This window comes from Parasutterella secunda, assembly GCF_024733725.1.
Taxonomy (GTDB): Bacteria; Pseudomonadota; Gammaproteobacteria; order Burkholderiales; family Burkholderiaceae_F; genus Aphodousia; species Aphodousia faecalis.
On record NZ_JANRHP010000004.1, the window covers coordinates 1 to 23,887 of the forward strand.

Annotated in this window: 20 protein-coding genes and 1 tRNA gene; 9 read left to right on the plus strand and 12 right to left on the minus strand. The window is 45.4% G+C overall.

Annotated elements, in window-relative coordinates; all coding sequences use genetic code 11:
* Positions 1–16: 16 nt before the first annotated feature.
* The 7 genes from NW199_RS04995 to bcsA all read right to left on the minus strand — a co-directional run bounded on the left by NW199_RS04995 (position 17) and on the right by bcsA (position 11,583).
* A complete protein-coding gene (locus tag NW199_RS04995) occupies positions 17–2,113 on the minus strand; it encodes an AsmA family protein (protein WP_258333823.1) in 2,097 nt (698 codons plus the stop codon).
* A 145-nt stretch (positions 2,114–2,258) separates the two neighbouring features.
* Positions 2,259–3,332, minus strand: coding sequence for a quinone-dependent dihydroorotate dehydrogenase (locus tag NW199_RS05000; RefSeq protein WP_258333824.1), 1,074 nt, complete (start codon positions 3,330–3,332; stop codon positions 2,259–2,261).
* Positions 3,333–3,471: 139 nt separating this feature from the next.
* Complete coding sequence (locus NW199_RS05005; RefSeq protein ID WP_258333825.1) at positions 3,472–4,026, minus strand: NUDIX hydrolase; 555 nt, start codon at positions 4,024–4,026, stop codon at positions 3,472–3,474.
* Entirely contained in the window at positions 4,026–5,672 is a 1,647-nt protein-coding gene (gene bcsG / locus NW199_RS05010) for a cellulose biosynthesis protein BcsG (RefSeq protein WP_022473564.1), read from the minus strand. Before bcsG ends, NW199_RS05005 begins: the two co-directional genes overlap by 1 nt.
* A gap of 13 nt (positions 5,673–5,685) precedes the next feature.
* On the minus strand, positions 5,686–6,765 hold the full coding sequence (gene bcsZ / locus NW199_RS05015) for a cellulose synthase complex periplasmic endoglucanase BcsZ (protein ID WP_258333826.1): 1,080 nt from the start codon (positions 6,763–6,765) through the stop codon (positions 5,686–5,688).
* A complete protein-coding gene (locus NW199_RS05020) occupies positions 6,762–8,981 on the minus strand; it encodes a cellulose biosynthesis cyclic di-GMP-binding regulatory protein BcsB (RefSeq protein WP_258333827.1) in 2,220 nt (739 codons plus the stop codon). Before NW199_RS05020 ends, bcsZ begins: the two co-directional genes overlap by 4 nt.
* A gap of 19 nt (positions 8,982–9,000) precedes the next feature.
* Positions 9,001–11,583 (minus strand): UDP-forming cellulose synthase catalytic subunit, encoded by a 2,583-nt coding sequence (gene bcsA, locus NW199_RS05025; RefSeq protein ID WP_258333828.1) that lies wholly within the window; start codon positions 11,581–11,583, stop codon positions 9,001–9,003.
* A 233-nt stretch (positions 11,584–11,816) separates the two neighbouring features.
* Here bcsA and NW199_RS05030 point away from each other — a divergent pair, with 233 nt between their 5' ends.
* The gene (locus NW199_RS05030) at positions 11,817–12,977 is read left to right on the plus strand and encodes an MBL fold metallo-hydrolase (protein WP_258333829.1); all 1,161 of its coding nucleotides are present in this window, start codon (positions 11,817–11,819) and stop codon (positions 12,975–12,977) included.
* A 46-nt stretch (positions 12,978–13,023) separates the two neighbouring features.
* Positions 13,024–13,100, plus strand: a tRNA-Met gene (locus tag NW199_RS05035).
* A 43-nt stretch (positions 13,101–13,143) separates the two neighbouring features.
* On the opposite strand, the gene NW199_RS05040 is transcribed toward NW199_RS05035, so the two are convergent.
* Positions 13,144–13,539, minus strand: a complete 396-nt coding sequence (locus NW199_RS05040) for a helix-turn-helix domain-containing protein (protein ID WP_258333830.1) — start codon at positions 13,537–13,539, stop codon at positions 13,144–13,146.
* Between the two features lie 83 nt (positions 13,540–13,622).
* Here NW199_RS05040 and NW199_RS05045 point away from each other — a divergent pair, with 83 nt between their 5' ends.
* The 7 genes from NW199_RS05045 to NW199_RS05075 all read left to right on the plus strand — a co-directional run bounded on the left by NW199_RS05045 (position 13,623) and on the right by NW199_RS05075 (position 20,729).
* Positions 13,623–14,483 (plus strand): aldo/keto reductase, encoded by an 861-nt coding sequence (locus tag NW199_RS05045; RefSeq protein WP_258333831.1) that lies wholly within the window; start codon positions 13,623–13,625, stop codon positions 14,481–14,483.
* Positions 14,484–14,516: 33 nt separating this feature from the next.
* The gene (locus NW199_RS05050; protein ID WP_258333832.1) at positions 14,517–15,458 is read left to right on the plus strand and encodes an AraC family transcriptional regulator; all 942 of its coding nucleotides are present in this window, start codon (positions 14,517–14,519) and stop codon (positions 15,456–15,458) included.
* A 128-nt stretch (positions 15,459–15,586) separates the two neighbouring features.
* On the plus strand, positions 15,587–16,591 hold the full coding sequence (locus tag NW199_RS05055; RefSeq protein ID WP_258333833.1) for a DUF362 domain-containing protein: 1,005 nt from the start codon (positions 15,587–15,589) through the stop codon (positions 16,589–16,591).
* Between the two features lie 196 nt (positions 16,592–16,787).
* On the plus strand, positions 16,788–17,885 hold the full coding sequence (locus tag NW199_RS05060; protein ID WP_258333834.1) for an alpha/beta hydrolase: 1,098 nt from the start codon (positions 16,788–16,790) through the stop codon (positions 17,883–17,885).
* A gap of 217 nt (positions 17,886–18,102) precedes the next feature.
* Positions 18,103–18,774 (plus strand): flavodoxin, encoded by a 672-nt coding sequence (locus tag NW199_RS05065; RefSeq protein WP_258333835.1) that lies wholly within the window; start codon positions 18,103–18,105, stop codon positions 18,772–18,774.
* A gap of 46 nt (positions 18,775–18,820) precedes the next feature.
* The gene (locus tag NW199_RS05070) at positions 18,821–19,732 is read left to right on the plus strand and encodes an alpha/beta hydrolase (RefSeq protein WP_258333836.1); all 912 of its coding nucleotides are present in this window, start codon (positions 18,821–18,823) and stop codon (positions 19,730–19,732) included.
* A gap of 1 nt (position 19,733) precedes the next feature.
* Positions 19,734–20,729 (plus strand): aldo/keto reductase, encoded by a 996-nt coding sequence (locus NW199_RS05075; protein ID WP_258333837.1) that lies wholly within the window; start codon positions 19,734–19,736, stop codon positions 20,727–20,729.
* A gap of 47 nt (positions 20,730–20,776) precedes the next feature.
* On the opposite strand, the gene NW199_RS05080 is transcribed toward NW199_RS05075, so the two are convergent.
* The 4 genes from NW199_RS05080 to NW199_RS05095 all read right to left on the minus strand — a co-directional run bounded on the left by NW199_RS05080 (position 20,777) and on the right by NW199_RS05095 (position 23,873).
* Complete coding sequence (locus tag NW199_RS05080; RefSeq protein WP_258333838.1) at positions 20,777–21,901, minus strand: alpha/beta hydrolase; 1,125 nt, start codon at positions 21,899–21,901, stop codon at positions 20,777–20,779.
* Positions 21,902–22,077: 176 nt separating this feature from the next.
* Positions 22,078–22,245 carry a hypothetical protein gene (locus NW199_RS05085; RefSeq protein WP_258333839.1) on the minus strand — a complete coding sequence of 56 codons (168 nt, stop codon included), beginning with the start codon at positions 22,243–22,245 and terminating at the stop codon, positions 22,078–22,080.
* Positions 22,245–22,760: a (R)-mandelonitrile lyase gene (locus NW199_RS05090; protein WP_258333840.1), complete on the minus strand. Its 516-nt coding sequence runs from the start codon at positions 22,758–22,760 to the stop codon at positions 22,245–22,247. The genes NW199_RS05085 and NW199_RS05090 overlap by 1 nt, the downstream gene beginning before the upstream one ends.
* A 57-nt stretch (positions 22,761–22,817) precedes the next feature.
* Positions 22,818–23,873 carry an alpha/beta hydrolase gene (locus NW199_RS05095; protein WP_258333841.1) on the minus strand — a complete coding sequence of 352 codons (1,056 nt, stop codon included), beginning with the start codon at positions 23,871–23,873 and terminating at the stop codon, positions 22,818–22,820.
* Positions 23,874–23,887: the final 14 nt, after the last annotated feature.

Here is a 23,887-nt window from a genome sequence, read left to right on the forward strand (position 1 = left end):
GATTTTGCCTGAATTGTTAATGCCTAAAAAGCTTTTCTAATCCTTGAATGATTTTCTTAGGATCTTTGGTGGCTTCCTTAATGACATCCTTGACCCCAGCTTTCAGTGCAGCTTCTAAATCAATCCCATAACTAGGAGCTTGAATTGTTCCGCCCAGCTTAATAGGCACGCTGATTCTGCGACCATCAACACTTGTGGCCAACTTCGCCGTTATGAGTCCAGACAATGATTCGTCTATTAATCCCACTGTAACATTGCCTTTGACTTCAGCCACTGAAGTCTTTCCTTCTAACGAATGAATATTCAGAACTCCATTCGATATGTTGGCCGATGCACTCAAAATACTGAATCGAGTCTGATCTTCATCTTTCATGATTAAACCCGTGACCTTCTTGGCTTTCACCGCATTACCCACTTTCTCTAGCGATAGTCCTTTGAGAACTGCGTTGTTGGCTGATACCGATATCTGACCATTGGCACTCTTTAAAAGAGCGGTCTTTTGCAAACCTAGACCAGCCAATTTCACCGTAGCATTTGCTTTGCCATAAAGCTTTGCTTCACTACCCAAAGCTTGCATTAAAGCTTGGGTATCAACCCCTTTAGCATTGAGATCAAATGACCATTTTTCCGCAGTGTTTATTTGACCCTTACCGCTAAAGGTGCCCGAGCAAGCATTAGCCAAAAGGTTATTAAAGCTCAACACCCCTTTTGACAAACTCAGAGTCGTATCAAAGTTAGACACGGTCAACCCTTGATACTTCAACGTATTGACGTGAATACCAAAGCGTCCGTTTGCTCGATTCAGTACGTCCAGGTTTGATGTTGATGCAGCATAAGCTTGCGAAATAACCGAGACCGTACTACTGGAGACTTTTTTCGTCTCTTGTCCAGAAACCTTAAGCCACTTGTCTGCTACAAAAGAATCCAGTGTGAAATACCCGTTGATTGTCGGGACATTGAATCCGACTAATTCAACTTCGCTTTCCCAAGGAGAGTTATCAAGTTTCCCTTTTAGCTTCAAATCAACTTTCTCTCCAGGAGTCATTGAAACTTGACCATTAAAGGGAACCTGTAAAACCGCATGCCCAAGATTGGCCTGAACATTTCCTCCCAGCTTTTTACTCTGCAAACTAAAGGCTTCAATTTCACCGGCAAAATCACCGTTGATGTTCGCTTTAACTGTGTCTGCCTGGGAAACGTTTACATTTAATCCCTCTAAGCTCCACGTCTGCATTTGTTTTGTTTCGGCGGAATTAAATATTCCCATCACGCTGACATCATTTACTTTAGCGGTGATATTGGCTCCTTGGGCAAGCACATCTTTAGAAGCATATTTCAGAAGATTCGCTTTAACTTCCGCCGATATTGATTGTTCCTTTTGATTGGCCGACACAGTAATGGACGGCTTTTCCATACTCACTGACATCGTTTTTATGTCGTATGCCACCGTTGAATTAAAAGCAACCTGACCACTTAATCCCTGTGTTTTCTCTGCAAAACGGGTACTGAATTTAACCGGTGTTGTTCCGCTGAGTCCAAGCTTACCTGTTGAGAGGTTTAATGAATCAACGGCGTATACCTTTTGACTTTGCAATCCATAGGCCGTCAGAGCCGCATTTCTGATTTCTAAACTGGCTACTTCGAGATTTTTGATAAATGACGAGTCTTGATTAGCATTATTCTTTTCTGACTCATTAATAGTCACAGTCTGAGAGTCCGCCTCTTGTGTGGGGCGTTCGTGAATTTTCTTTAAAAACCGAGATACATTGACTTGACCCTTCAAACCATCAATAACCACGGCATCAAATTGCACGTCCCCCTTAAGCAAGGGTAAAACGGCAACACCGACCTCTGCCCCATTTAATGTGAACTGCGGCTTATCGCTTCCCTCAAAAGACAGGGTTGTCGGTGGTAAAACAATCTGAATTTTTGGGAAAAACTTTGTTTGCAGCTCTCCCTGAAAAACGAGTGTGCGGTTAAACCGTTGAGCCGTCTCTTTTTTCAATTGCTCTGCAATAGTTGCATTATCTAGAAAATACGTTGCAGCCGCCCACATCGCACCGGTAACAACAACGCCGACACCAACAACACCTATCACAATTTTTCGCAACATGACGCTTCCTCCGTCAGCTACCATCGGATAAGTTCAGTGTAGTACAACTTCTCTGTGACAGGATGGGCAAATTGTTGAGAATTGCAAACAAAAAAGGAAGCCACCGAAGCAACTTCCTTTTGTGCGTTAAAGTAAGAGTGAATAATTAGGGGCGAAGGGAGGCAACCGGACCTGTTTGCGTTTTGCGCCACTTAGCCACAGCGTCCACACAGTCAGGGACCAACACCGGACCGTTATAGATGAAGCCCGTAAACAATTGCACCAACTTAGCACCAGCCTGCATCTTCTCGACAGCATCTTCTCCCGTCATCACGCCGCCGCTGGCAATAATCGGCATCGTTTCCTGCAAGTGTTGATACAAAAGGTGAACAACCTCGGTAGAACGAGCGCGCAAGGGCTTGCCGGAAAGACCTCCCGTTTCATTGCAGTTGGGCATGCCGGGAATAGCATCACGAGAAATTGTTGTGTTGGTAGCAATGATGGCATCAATACCGAAGCTGACCAACTGATCAGAAATTCTCAAAATGTCATCGTTTTCCAAATCCGGCGCAATCTTGAGTGCGATAGGAACATACTTGCCTTCGTTTTCATCGACTAAGCGCTTGCGCTCAGTTGTGATCGCCGTCAGCAACTTATTGAGTTCATCATCGGCTTGGAGACTGCGCAGATTTTTCGTATTGGGCGAGGAAATATTGATCGCGATGTAATCGGCATGGTTGTAGACCTTGCGCAAACAAATCAAATAGTCATCCACAGCTCGTCCAATCGGTGTGACTGCATTTTTACCGATATTGATCCCAAGAATACCGCCACGGCTTCTGAAAGCTGCAGCGCTGCGCAAATGTTCCAAAACTTCATCAACGCCGTGGTTATTAAATCCCATACGATTAATGACCCCTTCAGCGGGAATCACACGGAAAAGACGCGGTTTCGGGTTGCCGGGCTGAGCTTTCGGTGTAATCGTGCCCACTTCAACGTGACCAAATCCCAGACCACCGAAGGCGCTCACTCGCTCGCCATTTTTGTCCATACCGGCCGCTAAACCGACCACATTGGGAAAACGTAACCCCATCACTTCAATCGGATCTTCCACCGGATCACGGGTTACCAGTTTCGTCAATCCCAAATTCACCGCCCAGTCCAAATTAGACATAATCACGGAGTGAGCCGTTTCAGGATCCATGGAAAACAGAATCTTACGAGCAATGGAGTAAAGCATATTGAGTCTCTTATTATCGAAAAATCAGTTCGGAGAGCCGAAATTCGGCTTGATCATCGAATTGACTATTGTACCCGATTAAGGCGCAAATCGCTTTTCAGATATAGCGAATGGATAGCAGAAAAAGATCGTTATAGGACTACTCGTCCAATCGATACATGTGAAGGCGAAACTCTCCTTGTCGCCTGTCATTGAAATAATGTTCAAGAGTGGTTTTGACGGTTGTAAAACTGATATCGTCCCAAGGAATTTCACTTTCTGAAAATAGACGCTGTTCCATGGTTTCCGGCCCGGGAGCCAATGGAAGAGCATCTAGTTCGGACAAAAAGAAAAAGTGCACTTGACTTGCGTAGGGAACATCAATCACAGTTAAAAGCATACCGGCACGTGCATGCGCCCCCGTCTCTTCCCAAGTCTCTCTCAAGGCTCCTTGCTGCAGTGTCTCGTGGGCTTCCATAAAGCCGGCCGGCAGTGTCCATTTTCCTTTACGAGGTTCAATGGCACGCCGACACAGTAAAACACGACCACCGAAAACCGGCAGTGTTCCAACCACCGGTGTCGGGTTTACATAATGAACAAAACCGCACGCCTCGCATACCTCTCGTACTCGAACATCATCTAAAGGACGCTTAGTCACAAGAGGATGACCGCACATCGGGCAGAACTTATAGCGAGGAGCGTCTAATGGTTTCATTATCGTTCCTTCGGATATGGACGCCATTCGCCACCTTTTTGACGAATGTAATCATTATCACGATACGTCAAAACCACGGACTGACCATTTTCCGAAACCGGGTTGGTTTCCGGCAGATCCCGCACCAATTCTTCCAGAGGTACGCTGCCACCATCGGCACCAAAATAGTTCAATGCCAAAGCGCGGCCAATCAAAGTACTCATCGCCATGTAACTCGTATGTCCCGTTACATGAATAGGTTCAGCCGGCAGATCCTTGATGCCAAAAAACTTTACCATAAGCGGCACTTCTGTGATTCGCATGCTTGGAATATCACGCAAACGCGGAGCTTGAATTCGATCACCACGTACAGCGGCACCGTGCTCAGGAACAACGATCAGCATCACTTTACGCCCAGAGCGTTCCAGCTCATGCATAAAGGTTTGCAGATCATCGAGGAAGCGAATCGCACGGGGCTTAAATTCTTCCCAACGGCTGTGACGGGGCAAACGGTTGCCGTCATGCAAAGCGATAAAGTTAAAAAGCGTGACGTGTCTTTCGGACGTTTTATCTTTAGCTGTCTTGCGTTGCCAATCACGCAACACCGCTAAATCATCTGCAATTTCTTCATCGTCAAAAGCCATGTAGCGAACGGGATATTTTGCCGTACTTTCAAGCGGAGCCATTAAACCGGCCTTATCTCGAAGCGTTTGCAGGTAGTTGTCATATTGTCCCTTGTGGTCCAGGTACAAGTGCTGACGGTATCCCAATTGATCGAGACGATTCATGATTTCGCACTCTGGACGGCGGCCATCATAAAGGGCGTCATGATTGACTTGTCCGCAAACGGCGTTAAGCAACCGCAATGTAGCTGGACCTGAGTACGATGTTGCCGAATTAAAGTGGTCAAATCGGATGTTGAATTCCGACAAAACCGGATGATTCATCAAATCTGACGCAATCAAATCATCATTAGAAAGCGAGCAGATATTCATGAGAATAATTTCAAACGGCGTGTCGTTAGCTGAAAGCCCTTGGGGAAACTCCGCCCGACGATCTTTTTCATAGTCCAAAAAGGCGGTGTACCAGCGATCAATCGTCTCCGAAGTAATGGCGGATGGATCCGCAGGAGTGACCTGTTGAGGTGCAGCGGCCTGACTATTATCGGCAACCTGAACAGCCGCCGGTGCAACAGGCTGGGTCCTCCAAGCCACATAGTAGGGTTGAAAAACCAAACACAAAAAATAAACCAGGGTGAAAACTGAAATTCTTACCCAATCTTTAACCAAACAGTAAAGCAAGACAACGGCAGCACCCCAGGCCAACATCTTGATGTTGACAAAATCAACGGCCAACTGAGCAATATAAGCGGCAGAGAAGCCGGCAATGTTTTGTGCATTACTGATGATGCTGTCTGGTCCGGGAAGCCAGCTTTCCGAATAAACCAAAGCAAAGGCTGCCACGATAGCGACACCGGTTTGAAGCAGACTCAACACCCGATTTCTAAACGGCAACAAGATGAACAATAAAAGCAAGCCGTTATACAAAAGGTTGAGTGTCAGGTATTCGTAATGGGCGAGCGCAAACTTCAGTATGAAGTACACGTTCCATAGGCCGAGTCCTTTAAAAAAGAATTTCCCGACCGAGCCCTGGTTAACATTATCCATGGTTTATCCGTTTTTATTGTTTGCGTTGGTTAGGGAAATAGACCCGACCATCCTCATCAAATGCAAAATAACCTTGATCAAAACCTAAACCGAAAAGAGTTAATACATTTCTGTAGTAATTTTCCTTTTCGATAGGAGCGCTCGACAATACCGTACGAATCAAGTCAGCCGATTTATCCTGACCAAGCAATTCCAAAAGGCAAGCTCCAAAACCGTCCCATCCGGGCTGGTTGATCTGAAGCGTATTCACATCAATTTTTTCCGGCGGCATATTGAGTTCGTGCGTAATTTTAATCATGGGCTCAAAATGAGCTTTCAATTCCCTGTAGACAGGATCCTTCGGCGACATCATGCCCGCCCATAAATAAACGCGAATGGAATTGTAACTACCAATCGTGTTATCCACAGAATCCACGGGGACAAGTTCTCCACGACTGGAGAAAGTTGCCCAATCTGGGGAAATGCCCGCTGGCGCACTGCGGATCAACACACGCGCAGAACCTTCGAAAACATCCTGCCAATATTGATCCTCCAGGGCGAAACGTTTTAAAAGGAAAAGCGGGTAGTAGCTGGGATTCAACTTAACCTGACCGTCGTGTTCAAAACCAATACGGCCGGGTAAAAGAACCTTACCCAAATTATCGATATCACGAACCTGAGTCTTTAACAATTCCAACATCGCCCGAGCTTTTTCTGTGTAGTCCGGACGATCCCAAAGGCGGCCGGCTTCCAATAAGCAGTAGGCGATCCACATATCTGAGTCAACCGCATTGTTGGTGTCCAAAATCGTCCATTGAGAACCGTCTTTGCCCCAAAGCCATGCTGCGAAATTTTTAGTGATGTCGCCGGCGGACAAATTATTTTCTGTCCACTGCAACATCTCCTCAAAGGTTTCTCGATCGTTGTCCACCAATGCAAAGAACATGGCATAGGATTGGCCTTCGGATGTCGTAACCGCCCGAGCATCGCTGTAATCAACCACTCGAGCTCCTTCCATGCCAACGGCCTTAAATTGATCCCACATCGGCCAAGCGGCTAAAACCGATGAACTCATTGTCATCGCTAAAGTCAACGCTAAAATCAGTTTTCTCATCTTGCACGTCCCCTCACCCACAGGCGCATAAAGTAGAAAATGCCCGTGCCTACTAAGACGGCACAAACCAAAGCACATAAAACCAGAAGCAACGGATAATTACTCATGGTTTGCCAAATCTTGTGATACCAAGGTAAGTCACCAATGGTGTAAGAGTCTCCCACTTTAAAATCGGACATGGATTGCTCGTTGATGATGACAACCGATCCGCTCACCGTTGCCATGGACGATGGACTCTTTAATTGTTCATTGAGTAAATAGCTACCCGCCTGTCCCTCACTCAATAAGGCCACCACTGTACGATCCGAATCAAAGGGCGATTGAAGCGAAACAATAGCTCCAACGCCGCCATCCGGACTAAAGAGAATTTCTTCGGGTTGAAGAACTTCTTCACCCTGCAGGGTATCGGCAATGGCCTGCTGAAGCTGTTCGGCATTATCTTTCTTAAAGTCCGGCAACGTAATCGGCATCTCACCGATCAAAAGAACATCTTTACCGTCAAGCTGGGCTTCAGTGGCTTGATCAACTACAGAGAGTTTTGTGGCAACGGCACCGGTTACCGCGGCAATACGAGCCGTTGTATTCAACAGCGTAGTCACCTTCTCAGCTGAAGCTTCCTTAGGAATCACGGCGACAGTTCGTGATAAGTCTGCAAAAATCGAATACGGGTAAGCGCTTTGTGTGAAAAGCGTCAAATTCGGCATCTCAGCGTAGTGGAACAGTCCATTGAGCGTCAATGTGGAGGCCGGATCAATTTCCATCTGATGAGGCAGCAAAACAACGGATTTACAGTTATCGGGCGAACCTTCGGAAAGCTCTCGACGATACACCACCTCAAAACTTAAATCATTTTGAGCCGCCAAGGCCAATGCTTCAGAGGGACTGGTCGCCAAAGGTCCATTGAAGGAAGGCAAGCGCATTTCACGCTCACCGCTACTGGATTGTTGGGACAGATTGACCGAATCAACCAAATAATTGTTGATTCGCATACGCAACTGAGCTTGATCCCCACCTTCGGGCTTTGTGTAACGATACTTCAGATTGACATCCAATCCGCCCGTACCGACCATATACAAGTCGGGAGCAATGCTCATTGGCATATGAACGGCAGGCGGTGCGTACCCTCTTGATGTTAACTGTCCGGGATACTGCATGATCTGCGAGAATGCAATCGTCTCGTCAATCGGCACCCAATTAGGCGCATCGTAGGCCCGACGATCCGGTGCTTCCTTAAAGTCCTTAATCGGAAGCTTGTCACCGATTAAAACATGATCACCTGAAGCGAGCGCTTTAACCGCCACAACCAAATCCGACTCGTCACGACCGGAAATAACCAGCATTTTGTCGCTTCGGCTTTCAGGAGCGTCCATCATATAAATTTGAGGACCGTCTGCCAGAGGCAAATCACTTAAAAAACTCGGTCTGCTGGAATTAGTAGCAAAAACAAAGAAATGTCCATTTATCGGAAGCCGATCGTAGTAAACAGGAAAATCCGCTCCGCGCCATTGCGTGTATTTACCCACCAAGGAAGACAAAATAGCGGCTGCTTTTTTCGTCTCATTATCCGGTGCCTTGGCAAACACAAAAGGAATCACCGACGCGTTGTTAGTAAATGTGTCAATAAAGGGTGCCGGCCAACGAGCTAGGTCATTGGCGATCTTGACTTTTTGCTTAACTAAAGACAACAAGCTCTTGGCATCAAGATCTAGCCATAACGTTTCACTTGAAGGTCTTTCACAAATGTTCTGATAATGACCGACAAATTCAAGAGTGATCTGATTATTCGATTTGATTTGTTTCGGATCCAAGGTAACTTTTGTGCGATAAAGCTTACCCAAAGCTTCTGGCATCACAGGAACCGATTGCTGCAGCTGACTATTCAGATAAACATTGATTTGAGAGCGAACCGGAATCAACGCAGGCGAAGCCGTAAAAGCTAAATCCATGGTTGCAGAGGATACGATTTCATCGGCACGCACGCCAAAGTCTAAATATTGAGTGTTATTGATACCCGTAAGACGAATATTTTTAGCCTGTCCACCGGGGACTAACTTTAACAATGAACTTTGTTGGGTAAAAGAACCCGTCACATCAGTTCGCCAGACCGGTGAGACACTAGAAGCATCATGCGGAGTCTCTTGGGCAAATGATGAGACTGAGGCAAACGCCACCAATGCAGTGCTCATCACCAAGGCTGACAGTTTGGACAATTTCACTTTAGACTCTCTTTCAACTTTATAACGTATTTGAGTTTAGCGCACGAGCTGGTTTTCTCGGTGCAAACGTTAAGCACCAGCTCAACACTTTAGGAACAATTTGTAACTTGCCGGGCAAAAATTCGATCATCGATTTGTAGCCGTACCAAGATAAAGATCCAAGCTTTAAGAAACCGGTCAACATGCGATCATCCACATTGACTTTTTCAGGAACCCACATTCCCTCACGAGAAAATGTGCAGCGATTAAAAGCTTTTTCCGTTTCATAGTCATCAAAACACAGGCTTAATTCCAAAACATTGCCCGGCTCTGCAGATAAAACCGTTGTCTTAAAGCAATAATACTTTTCTTTGTAAATCATCAAGAGACGAACGGACTCACCTTTCTTCCAAGCTTTCTCACATCCTGACAAACTTAGTCTCACTTCACTTTGTGAGTATTGTGTCATCGTCGCTTTGTAGTTGGCATCCTCTTCATCACAAATATTTACATCAATCTTGCAATGAATCCGAGGGAATTGATGTTTTTGGACTTCTTCTACAGCCACTGCCATTGAGGCTCCCAAAATCATCAAGTTGTAGGCAATCCATCCCATATTAATAGCCAACGTTAAATATTCCGGATTGGGATCAAAAAATGCCTTATAAAAACCGATGAGCAGACCGATCATGTTTAAACCGATCAAAATCAGATACGGTCTTGAGACGGGCCAATCCAAATATTTTTCACCAATGGTTCCCCCTTTGGCGGTCACATTGAATTTGCCTTTATGAGGGAAAATTAATGCCACGGTCGTCGGCAGCAAAATGTACCAAGACAATACGGTTTCATAGACTCCGCTTAAGAAGGGATATCGATACCCACGCTGAAGAATCTGATTGGTAAGAGCCGAGTGAATCATGTGCGGAAGCACATAGGCAAAAATAGCCGCAGCGGTCGCATAAATGACATAGACATTAGCAAACATGTAGGGAAGCGGCGCCACTAAAAAGATCAAACGGGGCAAGCCATGGAAAAAATGGAACATGGCATTAAAAAAGCACAACCGTTGGGGAAGCGAAAGACCTTTACCCAAAAACGGATTGTCCAGGCGGAAAATTTGGATCATACCTCTTGCCCAACGAATACGCTGACCAATGTGCGCGGCCAATGTTTCTGTTGACAGACCCGAAGCAAGCGGCAAATCGATAAAGGCCGACGACCACCCCTTACGATTAAGTTTTAATGATGTGTGCGCATCTTCGGTCACCGTTTCAACAGCAATACCGCCGACTTCTTCCAAGGCCTTTCGTCTCATCACAGCGCTGGATCCGCAAAACATCGTGGCATTCCACGTATCGTTACCTTTCTGGATGAAATCGTGGAAAAGCGAATTCTCAATCGGCATTGTCCGATCCAAATGAAGGTTCTTTTCAAATGGATCCGGAGAGTAAAAATGATGCGGTGTTTGAACAAGGGCAATATTAGGATCCTTGATCAACCACCCCATTGTTTTGACCAAAAAATCCGAAGAGGGCACGTGGTCACAGTCAAAAATGGTCACAAACTCTCCGTTTGTGACAGTCATGGCGTGATTAATGTTTCCCGCCTTGGCATGATTGTGCTCTTCACGCTTGATGTAACCGGCACCGACTTGCTTGGCAAACTCCTCAAAAAGCGGACGGCTGCCGTCATCGAGAATATAGACATGGAGTTTATCGGCAGGCCACTGCAAATTTAAGGCAGCAAAAACCGTGGGCTTTACCACGTCAAGCGATTCGTTGTATGTCGGAATAAAAATATCAACATGTGGCCAAAGCGCTTGATCATTAGGCATCGGATAGGGTTTGCGATCAAGCACCCAACAGACCTGAAAGTAGCCGAGAACCATCACCACAAATGCGTAAAGTTCAGCGGCAAGCAATAGACAACTCAAAAAGATGCCCATGGCGGAATCAGTGTTCAAGGTTGAGGTACAACGCCACCAAAGATAGCGCCCGGACACAACCATTGAAATCACAAAAAGAAGCATCAGCGTTAGTCGGGCTTTAATTTTTCGAAGCGCCAATGCCGACAAAAGCATCACCGAAAGAAATACAACCTGTCCCTGAATATTAAAAGGCTGAGTGATACATAAAACCGCCAGTGCAGCAGCCAAGCCACCCAAAATCCATAAAAGCGTCAACTTAATCGGACGAGATAACTCTTCACCCTTTTTGTCAATCGTTTCAAAACTTTTGTGATTACCATCCAAAGCTAAAGCACCATAATGCCCCACCCAATCACCCAGGCGAGTCAAAGCTGCCGCTATTTTATTAACAGCCCAGGAGATAGATAAGCGAAGCCATCCTTTGCGTGCCGAAGTCCGGAAACAAATTAAAAACAAAGTTTGGGAAAGCCAGCGCACACAATCCAAAGTTTTTGGTGCATGAGGATTAATCTGGGGATAAAACTCTTGAAATGCCGCGCGATAGGCAGTAAATGGTTTTGATTCCAATGGAAGAAACAACCATGCAAGGGCCAGCCAAAAAATATTGACAGCCACGCTTACTTTGGTGGATCCATTTGCGCGCCAAAGACGAGCTTTATTGACGAGATAATTCAGTATTGTTGCCGAAGGCATGTTTTACATTCAGGGCTCCCCGTTTATTGGGAAGCCACCACTTAAACCGTATCGGTAATTGCTTCATGTGAAATGAAAAATTATAAACAACTCCTTAAATAAAGCCTTAACAAATTGTTATTTCTTTATTTGTAACTCAAACAAAATTAGGCAAAAAAATTCTTGGATCAGGAGAAAATTTCATCAGACCTGTCACTAAGATTAAAACAGTTTCATTAAAGCAAAGAGTAACCATGAAGCGTCGCACGGCTTTCGTTTTATCAGGTATCGGTTTAGCTGTCGCAGCCTGCTTTACAGGTGTTTATCGTTTTTTGCGACAGCCTAAATTTGGAGCACTTCCCACTTCGTTTGAGAGTTTTAAAAACTGCTCTCATTTTTATGACGGTATTTTTCACAATACTCTGCCAACACCCGTTTTGACAGATAACAGTACTTTTATTAAAGCTTTTGCACGCTCCATGGTGACGGACAAAATTGATCCGGTTCCGTCTACGGCGTTACCCTCTGCGAAAGTAGATTTAAAACAATTGCGTCTGGATATTGACACAATCATTTGGTTAGGCCACTCATCTTTTTACATACAACTAGCCGGAAAACGCATTCTGATTGATCCTGTTTTAAGTCCCTACGCATCGCCTGTTTCGTTTAGCACAAAAGCGTTTAAAGGCACCACTACTTACCGTCCGGCAGATTTTCCCACCATCGATCTATTGGTTATTTCTCACGACCACTGGGATCATTTGGATTACCCAACGGTTATGGCACTCAAAGGGAAAATCCATCATATTGTCTGTCCGCTTGGCACCGACTCACACTTCTTACGATGGGGCTTTAAAAAAGAAACTCTTCATGCACTTGATTGGAATGAAACTTTAAAACTATCGAATAATCTGGCTATACATGCACTGGAAGCGCGTCATTATTCCGGTCGCAATCTCAATCAAAATAAGAGTTTTTGGGCTTCATATTTATTACAGTCAAAGAATTACAAAATATTCTTTAGCGGTGACTCAGGCTACAGTCCGCACTTTAAAGAAATCGGCAATCGGTTTGCGCCGATTGACTTGGTACTGCTTGATAGCGGACAATACAACGATCGCTGGCGGTATATTCATATGAATCCTGATGAAGCTTTGCAAGCGGCCCAAGATTTAAAAGCACTAAACTTTTTGCCGGCTCATATCGGAAAGTTTTCACTATCCATGCATCCTTGGTACGAACCTTTTGTTTGGCTGACTCAAAAAGCAACTCAGGCAAATGTTCGTTTAATCACACCTGAAATCGGTCAACCGCTTCAACTTTCTAAACGCATCCCTGCACAAACTCAATGGTGGACAGTGGCAATGCAAAAACAAAAAAACGAACAAAGTGAAAATTTTCACTCAAAAACTTGACATATTTATCCTGAAAGGAATACAATGCAGTCCTTCGTTAGATGATCGCGGGGTGGAGCAGTCTGGTAGCTCGTCGGGCTCATAACCCGAAGGTCGTTGGTTCAAATCCAGCCCCCGCAACCAATTCCATGTCTCAGCAGTCGAAAGGCTTCTGAGATTTTTTGTTTTAAACAAGACGAAATTCAAGTTGTTTACCAACTGCATTTGCATACTTTTGCAAAGAAGTCAGCGATGGTAAACGTCCAGAGAGCAAACCAGACTCAATTCTAGCAACGGCTGATTGTGAGGTTCCCATTCTCTTTGCCACAGCTTCTTGAGACAAGCCCGCCTTACGTCGAATTTGAATCACTCTATCCAAAATAGCCAACTCTTGCTTTGTTCTTAAAAATTCTTCCTGAAATTCAGGATCTTTCATTTGTTCGACAAGAGTGTCTTCAAAATTTTTAGCAGCTTTCATTTTCAAGAAGATAAAGGGATTTAATTCCGCGGCATCCGTTAAAAAGGTAACCGGTTGAAATACATAAAGTATGGGATATGCAATTTTTAAGCAAAAGAGTGGCATTTTTTACGCCTAATACACAAACAGTGCTCAATACAATGCAATCAGAACAAGGAGAGCCATGTTCAGAAAAGTTAGGAGAAAAAATGTCACTTCAAGATCAATTAACAACTATTAACGGAATTATTGTTCCTACCATCGCTTATGGTGTCTATCAGGTCAAAGATGCTGCTCAGTGCCAAAAGGCTGTCGAAGATGCGTTGGCTGTCGGTTATCGAGCTTTAGATACGGCTGCATCCTATGGTAATGAGTCTGCAGTCGGTGCTGCTATTAAAGCGAGCGGCATCAAACGTGAAGAATTATTTGTAACGACTAAATTATGGCTTGAAGATGCAACCGAAGAAGGTGCTAAACGAGCTGCAAGCCGCTCTTTAGAGCTACTTGGTCTCGATTATTTGGATAGTTACCTGATTCACCAACCGATCGGTGACGTCTTCGGCGCGTGGCGCGCAATGAGTCGTCTGCACCAAGAAGGGGTTTTACGCAGAATCGGTGTGAGCAACTTTGCCCCCGATCGCTTGTTGGACTTCTGGTACCACAATGAAGTCAAACCAATGATCAATCAGATTGAAATCAATCCCTTCTGTCAAAATGAAGAGGCCATCAAAATCATGAGTGAAATCGGTGTTGCTCCGCAAGCATGGGCACCGTTGGCTGAAGGCAAAAACGGATTGTTTACCCATCCGGTGCTGAGCGCGATTGCTCAAAAGCATCTTGTTTCCGTTGCTCAGGTTGTCCTGCGCTACGTTATGATGTTAGGGGCTAGTGTTGTTGTGAAGTCTGTTCACGCTAATCGCATGGAAGAAAACCTTAAATCTACAGCTGTAGTATTGGATGCCGAAGACATGACTGCAATTAAGAAACTGGATACTAATACGAGTCAATTTTTCTCCCATAGAGATCCAGCCATTATCCGTTGGATGTGCGAGCGTCATATCGAACACTAAAGTGAATTGTCTTTTGTGTGGAGGAAGTAAAAAATGACAACAACTCAGTCCTGGCCATCATTGTCCGAAACTGATGAGCGCGGGGTTCTTCTCAGAAACCTGGCCGATCGGGTTCACCGAATTGTTTTAACATCCGGCGAATGGGACAGCCGTATCCCAGGGCTGCATTTGTCCTACGTCCAAACGCCCTACAAAGTGCCCAATTGCTTTTACGTACTCTCTGTCGGCCTTATTTTGCAAGGCCGCAAGCACCTCAATATTGGGAAAGACTCGTATGAGTACGGTGCGGGATCCATGATCGTCACCTCTGTGGACATGCCCACATCATACGAGCTGTTGGACGTTACTCCCTCGAACCCGTTTATTTCCCTGTCTTTGAAGTTAAACCCGGCGATTTTGGCTGAAATCATTTCATCGGAGTCAACGGCTTCCGAGCACAAATCTAACGAAGTTTTTTCCATTGATTGGGCCACTCAGGAATTGCTTGAAGATTTCGACAGACTTTTACGGCTGCTTGAGCGACCGCAGCAAATTGAAACCCGAGCCCCTTTGCTGATTAAAGATATCCACTATCTTGCATTAGCGGGAACTGCAGGCGAGTCGCTACGATCGCTTTATGCGCCGGGCGCAGTCGGACAAAGAATTCGGCGGGTGATTCATTGGATGCGCGAAAATTTCCGCGAACCCATCACCATTGAGCAGCTGTCTGATGTAGCCGGCATGTCTTCAACCACGCTGCACCGCCACTTTAAAGCCTTTACTTCACTTTCGCCGGTTCAGTACCAAAAGCGCCTGAGACTGTATGAGGCTCAGCAGTTTTTGATTCGCGGCGACGGTGATGTAAATTCAGCCGCCTATGCGGTGGGTTATCAAAGTCCTCAGCAGTTTAATCGCGACTATAAGAAATTTTTCGGGATTACTCCGGGGAAAAGTACAAAAAACACGAAAAGAAATCTTTTGTCATCAATGGCTTAACTTTTTAATTATCTTTTTAAATAGTCATTTATCAAAACGGTAGGTTCTGCCAAAAATAACATTTTTTTTGGCAATGCCTACCGTTTTTAATTCGGATAATGGAAGGTGAACCATTAGGAGGTTATGCCATGACAATGCTTACCAGACGTCAAACTTTAGAAGCCTTTGGAGCTGTGGCAGTGGCAACGGTTGCTCCCTCTTCCACGGCGGCCTTATCTTCCGAAGCCAATCAATCAGTCGTGTATTGGACTCCGGAGTTAAGCAAAGATGCTTTCCTGAGGATGTACCATCTGATTAACAAAGAAATCTCCGGCAAAGTCGCTTTAAAACTTCATACCGGGGAACCTAACGGCCCCAACATCCTTCCGCGTGAATGGGTTAAGGCTTTGCAGGCCGAAATCCCAAACAGCAACATTGTTGAGTGCAATGTTCTCTATAAAAGTCCTCGTCAAACGACTGCCGGCCACCGTAAGGTCATTGAACAAAACGGTTGGACCTTCTGCCCTGTTGACATCATGGATGAAGAAGGTGATGTCGCATTACCTATCAAAGACGGTTTGCATTTGAAAGAATTTCACGTCGGCAAACATCTGCTCAACTATGACTCGATGGTTGTTTTAACACACTTTAAGGGCCATGGAATGGGCGGTTTCGGCGGATCGCTGAAAAACATTTCTATCGGCTGCGGCTCTGCGGCTCACGGAAAAGTAGAGTTGCATAATGTTCAGCCTGACGGCAGCTGGCCCGGAAAAGCTCCGTTCATGGAACGTATGGCTGACGGTGGTAAAGCGATTCTGGATCATTTCGGTAAAAAGATCGTTTTTATTAACGTACTGCGCAATATGTCGATTGACTGCGATTGCGCCGGCGTTCAAGCCTCGACTCCGACTTTACCTGACTTAGGCATTATGGCTTCAACAGACCTACTGGCTATTGATCAAGCCAGTGTCGACTTGATTTATTCATTGCCGGATTTCATGAAACGCACTATGGTCAAACGCATTGAATCGAGAGAAGCATTACGCCAATTATCAGCCATGAGAGAACTCAAGATGGGCAATCCGAACTATAAGATTGTCAGAGTATTAGATATCAAACCCGGACAGCGTCCGTTGGAGGATGATATTGCCTAATGTCTCTGTCAAAGAGGTCCAGGCGTTTCTAGGGCAAAGGAAGTTGAAAAACTTCCTTTGTTTTTATTGGTTTAATCCTATGGCTTTCGTCTTTGGTAGGAAACGACAAAAATACGCCATTTTATCAACCTACCCTCGGGTTTTGAATCACTAACATACCCAGTGATAATTACCGTTTTCCTTAGGAGAAGTGTCTATGTCAACAAAAAAGAACGTCTTCGTTTTTGCTTTGATGACTGCCTGCCTTGCGTTTACGACGGTTCAGGCAAAAGTGAACATCCAGCCCCTTTCCAAACCAATTACCATTGTCGAGCAGGGAAGCTTTGCTGCCGGCGGTACGGTGCTTAAAAATAAAGGAAAATTTGATCCTTATAAGATGGGGCCGGAGGGACAAACCCTTCATGGCGATCATGCCTATGTGTTTTATCAGGTGCCTCAAAATGCTTCAGGCTTACCGCTCGTGTTTCTGCACGGTGCCGGACAGTCCGGAAAAACTTGGGAAACAACACCGGATGGACGCGAAGGTTTCCAAACGATCTTCTTAAGGAAAGGCTACCCTGTGTATCTGGTCGATCAACCAAGACGGGGGCGTGCCGGCAATTCCACTGTCGACTCTCAGCTTGTCGCAACACCAATGGATCAAACCTGGTTTGATACTTTCCGTGTTGGAATGTATCCCGATTATTTTGACAATGCGGCATTCCCACGAGATAAGGAATCTCTAAATCAATACTTCAGACAAATTACGCCGAATACCGGTGCTTATGACCCTGCTGTCATTTCCGATGCTATGGCTACTGTGTTTGAGCAAAGTGGGGACGGCGTTTTAATTACGCACTCCCAGGGCGGCGGAATCGGCTGGTTAACGGCAATTAAAAGCAGTCATGTGAAGGCCATCATCTCTTATGAACCTGGCAGCGGTTTTGTTTTCCCCAAGGGAGAAGTGCCCGCAGACATGCCTGCTCTGACCGGCGCTTTGAAAGGTGAGCCGATCAGTTCGGAAGACTTTAAGAAACTCACTCGCATTCCGATTGTCATCTACTACGGGGACAATATTCCAAAAGATGGGGACGAAGCTGCTAAAAATCCGGGACAAGACAATTGGCGGGTTCGCGTGAAAATGGCAAAACTTTTTGTTGAAAAAATCAATTCAATGGGCGGTCATGCTGAACTTGTCATGCTCCCCGAACATGGACTTAAAGGCAATACACACTTCCCCTTCTCTGATTTGAATAACGAAAAAGTGGCTGATCTGATGCAGCAATTCTTAGTGAACAATAAACTAGGTCACTAGTCACTTAATGATCTACTAAACATTAATAATTCAGACCCTTCAAGATTCTTCTGACAGGGTCTTTTTTTGTATTGTTTTTTTGCTTGTGAAAACAAATCATTTTGAAATTAAATGGCAAAAAAAACAATGTAATTTCTCACGAGCAAAAAGCGGCGCTTTTATAAGATTGACTGTAGAAATAAGTTTAAATTTCTCAACCCAAATGGAGGGGGGAAAAATGTTTGATAACTCATTTGCCTTGAATCGTCGCAGTGTCATTAAGTCTTTATTTGCTTTTGGATTAAGCGCCGGATTCGGTGCCGGCAGCGGCACGGCACTGGCTCAAATCAATACCGCAAAGAAACCCCTGATTGTTTATTTCTCCATGCCGGAGACTGATGATCCTAAAGACATGACCGAAGAGGAGGAAAACAGTACAGTTGTCATTAATGGGAAGGTTTTAGGCAACACCCAGTATATTGCTTTACTGATTCAGAAATACACTGGCGGAGATCTTTTCCGTATTGAGGCTAAGAAACCCTATCCAACCTTGCATAAAACATTGGTTGATCTTGCCAAGGAAGAGCAGAATCAAAATGCTCGCCCCGCCCTGTTGCGCAATATTGAAAACCTGAAAAACTACGACACAATCTTTTTGGGGTACCCGAACTGGTGGGGAGACATGCCCATGATTCTTTATACATTCCTGCAAACCCATGATTTAAGCGGAAAGACTGTCATCCCATTTAACACCCACGGCGGAAGCGGTTTTTCTCGTACCATTTCCACCATTCAGGAGCTAGCTCCTAAAGCCAATGTCATCACCCGAGGTTTTACGGTTTACAGGGACCGCGTTGATCGTGCCGAACCGGATCTAAAAGCCTGGGTTCAGCGGATGGGTTGGAAATAAATTGCTAACAAGACGATTTTTACTTTCGGCTGTCGGAGGCTTTTTGATGTCAGAATGGGCGATTCCTTCTGCTGTTTTTGCCAACGAATGGCACCTTAAGGCCTCCTCAAATATTCGTGAACTTAAAAATCACCCTTATTTAAAAGCCTTTGCCTCCCACCTCATGCCTCGTCCCGCAGATATTGACAGGGACTTAAAAATCTCTGAAGTATCCAGGCTTATGCCCTGGCACGGTTATGTCAACACAAAAGACATACTGCACTCTTTAAATCGTCTGATTGATGATTGCGCAGAAGGCAAACAGGTTTTCTACAGCTTCTATGAGGATAAAAATCGCGCTGATCAAACCGGCTTGTTTTTCTTCAGGGGCAAACCCGGAGCACCTTTTGCTCTCATCTGTCCTGGCGGTGGTTTTGCTTATGTGGGTTCTCTTCACGAAGGATTTCCCCTCGCTCAGTCTATCTCAGAAAAAGGCTTCAACGCATTCGTCATCCAATATCGGATTGGCGGTGCTCGAGTCGCTTGTGAAGATCTGGCTCAGGCTCTCGCCTGGATTATTGACCATGCCAAGGAATTAGAGGTAGCTCCTACAGGTTATTCACTCTGGGGAGGCTCGGCCGGTGCCAGAATAGCTGCTTATCTCGGCTCTTACGGCAGCGCGGCGTTCGGAGCCGCAGAAACGCCCCGGGCAGCTGCCGTCGTCATGGAATATACCGGGCACACTGATTACACCGACAAGGATCCTCCCACTTACGCAGTAGTCAGTCGCAATGATCCGATTGCCGACCATGAAACAATGAGACAACGACTTTTGCGCTTATCTGCATTAGGTATTTCCACAAAGTTCCGACTTTGCAATTACGCCGGTCATGGCTTTGGACTTGGCACCGGAAGTGATGCCGAAGGATGGCTTAATGAGGCGGTTGAATTTTGGATAAAGCAACTAAAGGACAAATAGGATGAAAACTCGAATTTTAGGTAAAGATTTGGAAGTTTCTGCAATCGGTTTGGGTTGCATGGGAATGAGCCATGCTTATGGGCAACCCAGCGATAAAAAAGAATTTCAAAATGTGATTTCGCACGCCATTGATGACGGCTATACATTCTTTGATACAGCAGAAACTTACGGCAATACTCTTGATCCTCACCATAATGAAACTATTTTGGGTGAAGTGCTCAAACCTTACAGAAACAAAGTTGTCATTGCAACCAAGTTCGGCATTCATTTTGATGAAAGCAGCAAAGAGGTCAACAAACCTTTAATCGTCGACACTCGCCCCGAAACGATTAGGAAATCTGTTGAAGGTTCTTTAAAGCGTCTGCAGATCGATCATATTGATTTGTACTACCAACACCGCAACGATCCTAAACGCCCCATCGAAGAAGTTGCTGAAGTAATGCAGCAGCTTATTGATGAAGGCAAGATTACCCATTGGGGTTTGTCGGAGGTTGACAAAGATGTCATCGAAAGAGCACACGCAATCTGCCCCGTGACAGCCATTCAAAATCGTTACTCAATGATGGCTCGTTGGTATGAAAAGCTATTCCCTACTCTTGAAAAATTAAATATCGGGTTTGTCGCCTTTTCTCCCCTGGCAAACGGCTTTTTATCAGGTATATATCATGGTGTTTCCGGCTTTGATAAGCTCACTGACTATCGCAGCGTCATGCCTCAATTTACTGAGGAGGCTTATCGGCAAAACGCGGATCTTTTGAAATTACTCGATGACATGGCTCACGAAAAAGGAGCGACTAAAGCACAAATCTCTTTAGCCTGGATGCTTGCAAAAAAAGATTGGATCGTTCCGATTCCTGGCTCAAGAAATCTTGAGCGCCTCAAAGAGAATGCCTCAGCTGCAGATATTGAATTATCCGAAGAAGAACTCAGAGCTATTGATATGGCTTTGGACTCAATGAAAATGTCTGCCGTATATGGCGGTGTTAAAACAAAATAGTTTACTAAATAGGGTTGGCAAAATCGGCTAACCCTATTTGTTCCGCGTTAATCCAAATTCTGTTTTTTTAACCACTTTTGCGTCAAATCGGCGATTTCTTCATTGTTCAGATCTGACATCAAAAAATGTGTATTTCCGCGAATACCGATATCTGGCAAATGAATCAGTTCCGCATTACCACCATGACGGTTAACGGCCGCAACGAATTTTTTAGCCATATCCAACTCACTGCGCCATTTATCGGGGCCAATTTGCTTTGAAGACTGCTCTGCAATATTGTCGCCGTACAACAAAAGCATCGGAACCTTGATCAGTTTTTCGAAGTCTTTCAAAGGCACTGGTTTAGCTGTGGCGATAACGGGTGCATAGGTTGTCGGCAATGCTTCAGGTACCTCGCCTTCCGGGAATATGAAGGGCGTGCCGCCCGGTTCAAACGCCACAATAGCCTTTACCTTATTGGTAAGAATGGGAGTTCTCCAGCCGATGGTACCACCCATGGAATGAGTAAAAAGGATTGCCGGGCCAATTTTTTCAAATAAAGCACTTAGAGCTTGTGCGTTCAGATCATCATCCAGTTCACCGGAGTAAGTTGTCCAAGATCGTTGGAAGGCATCGAGAGCCGCGTCTCCCTTTGGAAATTGACTGGTTTTAAACTGGTTCGGATATACCCCGATCCGGCAAAGCTCATAAAGCGTCTTATCCGCGTACAAAGGATTTGCCGCATAGGGATTTTTACCGGAATCGGCTTTCAGGGCCAAACCGGCTTCTCCCATCCGAGGTTGATCTAAGAGATAGACTGAGTAGCCTTTGCGCAAAAAAAGGTTTTGGAAGCCCTCTCTGCCATCAAGTGTTGACTCCCAGGTCCTCTTTGTTTGCGCTCCGCCGTGCTGAAAGACAATCGGATAGGTCTTTGCATCGACAGGAATTTGGTAAAAAACATAAGCATGATCGCCGTAAGCAGTTTGACCTTGAGGTTCGAGAAAATGATCACGAGAAAAGGTTCCCTTATGTGTCAGCGTTGCGCCGCCCACGGTAAAACTGCCTTGTGTCCTCAAGACAATGGGAGATTCATTCACAACCGAACTATGCTCACCGGCATAAACAGCCGTGCAAAGCGTAATCGACAACAAAATTGCCGACAATGCTGCAAAAGATCGATCTTTTCTTCTCATGTCTACCTCATTACCTAAAAATTAATTAAGTCTCGCTAATGCAAGTGTAAAGAGCGTCATGGCGATAATTTTGCCGTGAAGCGAGTGCTCAAACACTATCAGTCTGGCAATTACATTACTCAGACCAAAAGGACAAGAGACGCCCACGTAAGAGCCGACGCCTGTCCATACCCCTTCTAAGTGAGCGTCAATGCACCGAACAAAATAATGACAGGAGAAGCAATATTGACAAGCAGCCCTGAAATTTGCTGTTGATTTTCAAAAGTAATCCATTTAATCCGACGGGCATAAACACCCACAATCACTAACAGCAAAAAAATGATTGCCTGCTCAAGTACCGCCATTATTTCTTAGCGCCTTTGTACTCAGCCTCAGTTACAGGGTCGAGCCATTGCACGGCTTTGTTCGGATCGCGTTCAGACATGGCCAAATGCGTCATAGAGGAATTTTCGCTTGCTCCGTGCCAATGTCGAATTCCCGGAGGGCACACCACAATATCACCGGCTTTAATTTCAATAACCGGGCCCATATTTCCATTGGAATCAACCGATTGAGTTAGGCCGACTCCCTCGGTCACAATTAAAGTTTGACCGGTCGGGTGAATATGCCAAAAAGTGCGGGCACCAGGCTCAAATCGAACATAGGCTCCGTAGCTGCGCGCGGGCGACACTTGAGCAAAAGCATTTCTCATTTGAACGTTTCCTGTAAAGTGTTCCGCTCCGGCGGAAACCCACTTTTCTTCAGAGATATTGCGGACCGTTTGATTATGATCATTTTCAGCCGCCGTTGCGCCCAATGCAACAACAGACATAACCATTGCTAAAACCATGTGACGAAGTACCGATCGTGACATACTCATTTTTTGAATCCTTAAAAAAAACCGACTTTGCCATAAAGGCAAAGCCGGCTGGAGGTATTACTTCAATGTACGACCAAAGAAAGTCGTCAACTTATCGAGTTCTTTATCAACATATTCTGGAACGAAGTACGTCTGAATATGCGTAGCCCCCGGAATCTTATAAAGCTCTTTATCTTTCGTACCGGTCGCAAGTTTAAAAGCTTCCTCTGTCATGTAGAGAGAATCTGCCTTTTCGCCAGCCATCATCAAAAGCGGCACATTGATCAATTCAATCTGATTGCGGGCATCCCAGCTCATCAAATCCATCAAGCTTGATGTTGTGTAAGCAAAGGTGGAGTTCGGATGACGATGTGTACGACCGTAATACTGCATGCCTTCTCGATACAAATCGGTCGGAATCTTGGCGATTGCTTCATCAGTAAGTTTGTCAAAATCCACATTGCCGGAAATAGAAATTTCACCGGTAGTAACTTCCTTTTGACGAGCGTCGGCCGCTTCCTTCAAACGAGCTTGAATTGTCTCTAACCCGGAATTGATGTAACCGTTGCGGCGTACCTCACCGGAATTAAACATGGAAAGAGTTGCAACAGCCTTAATACGCTTATCGGCCTTAACCGCATTCAAGGTGTATCCGCCGCCACCGCAAATGCCGAAGGCTCCCAAACGCTGCGCATCAACACCCGGATAGGTGGAGATGTAATCTGTCATGCCCCAAATGTCTTCTGTTCTGAATTGCGGTTTATCCGTGTGGCGGGGTTCGCCTTCACTGGCGCCCTGGTATGCGGCATCAGCGGCAATCGTAATATAGCCCTTGCCAGCCAAACGTTCGGCAAATAAGCCGGCCACCTGTTCCTTCACGCCGCCGTTCGGGTGAGCAATCACAATCGCGGGGTACGATTTCTTTGCATCATAGCCCGCCGGCGTATAGACATTGGCGGCAATTTTCAAACCATGAAGCTCATACGTTACCTGATGAATATTGACCTTGCCGGGTTCATTTTTTGTAATCGCATTTTGATAGACCAAACCAAACGGATTTGTTTGTGCGGCACAAGCTCCCATTGAAACAGCCATGGTTGCTGCAACAGCAGCGGCTGCAATCGTTTTTGTCATTTTTTTCTCCTTAC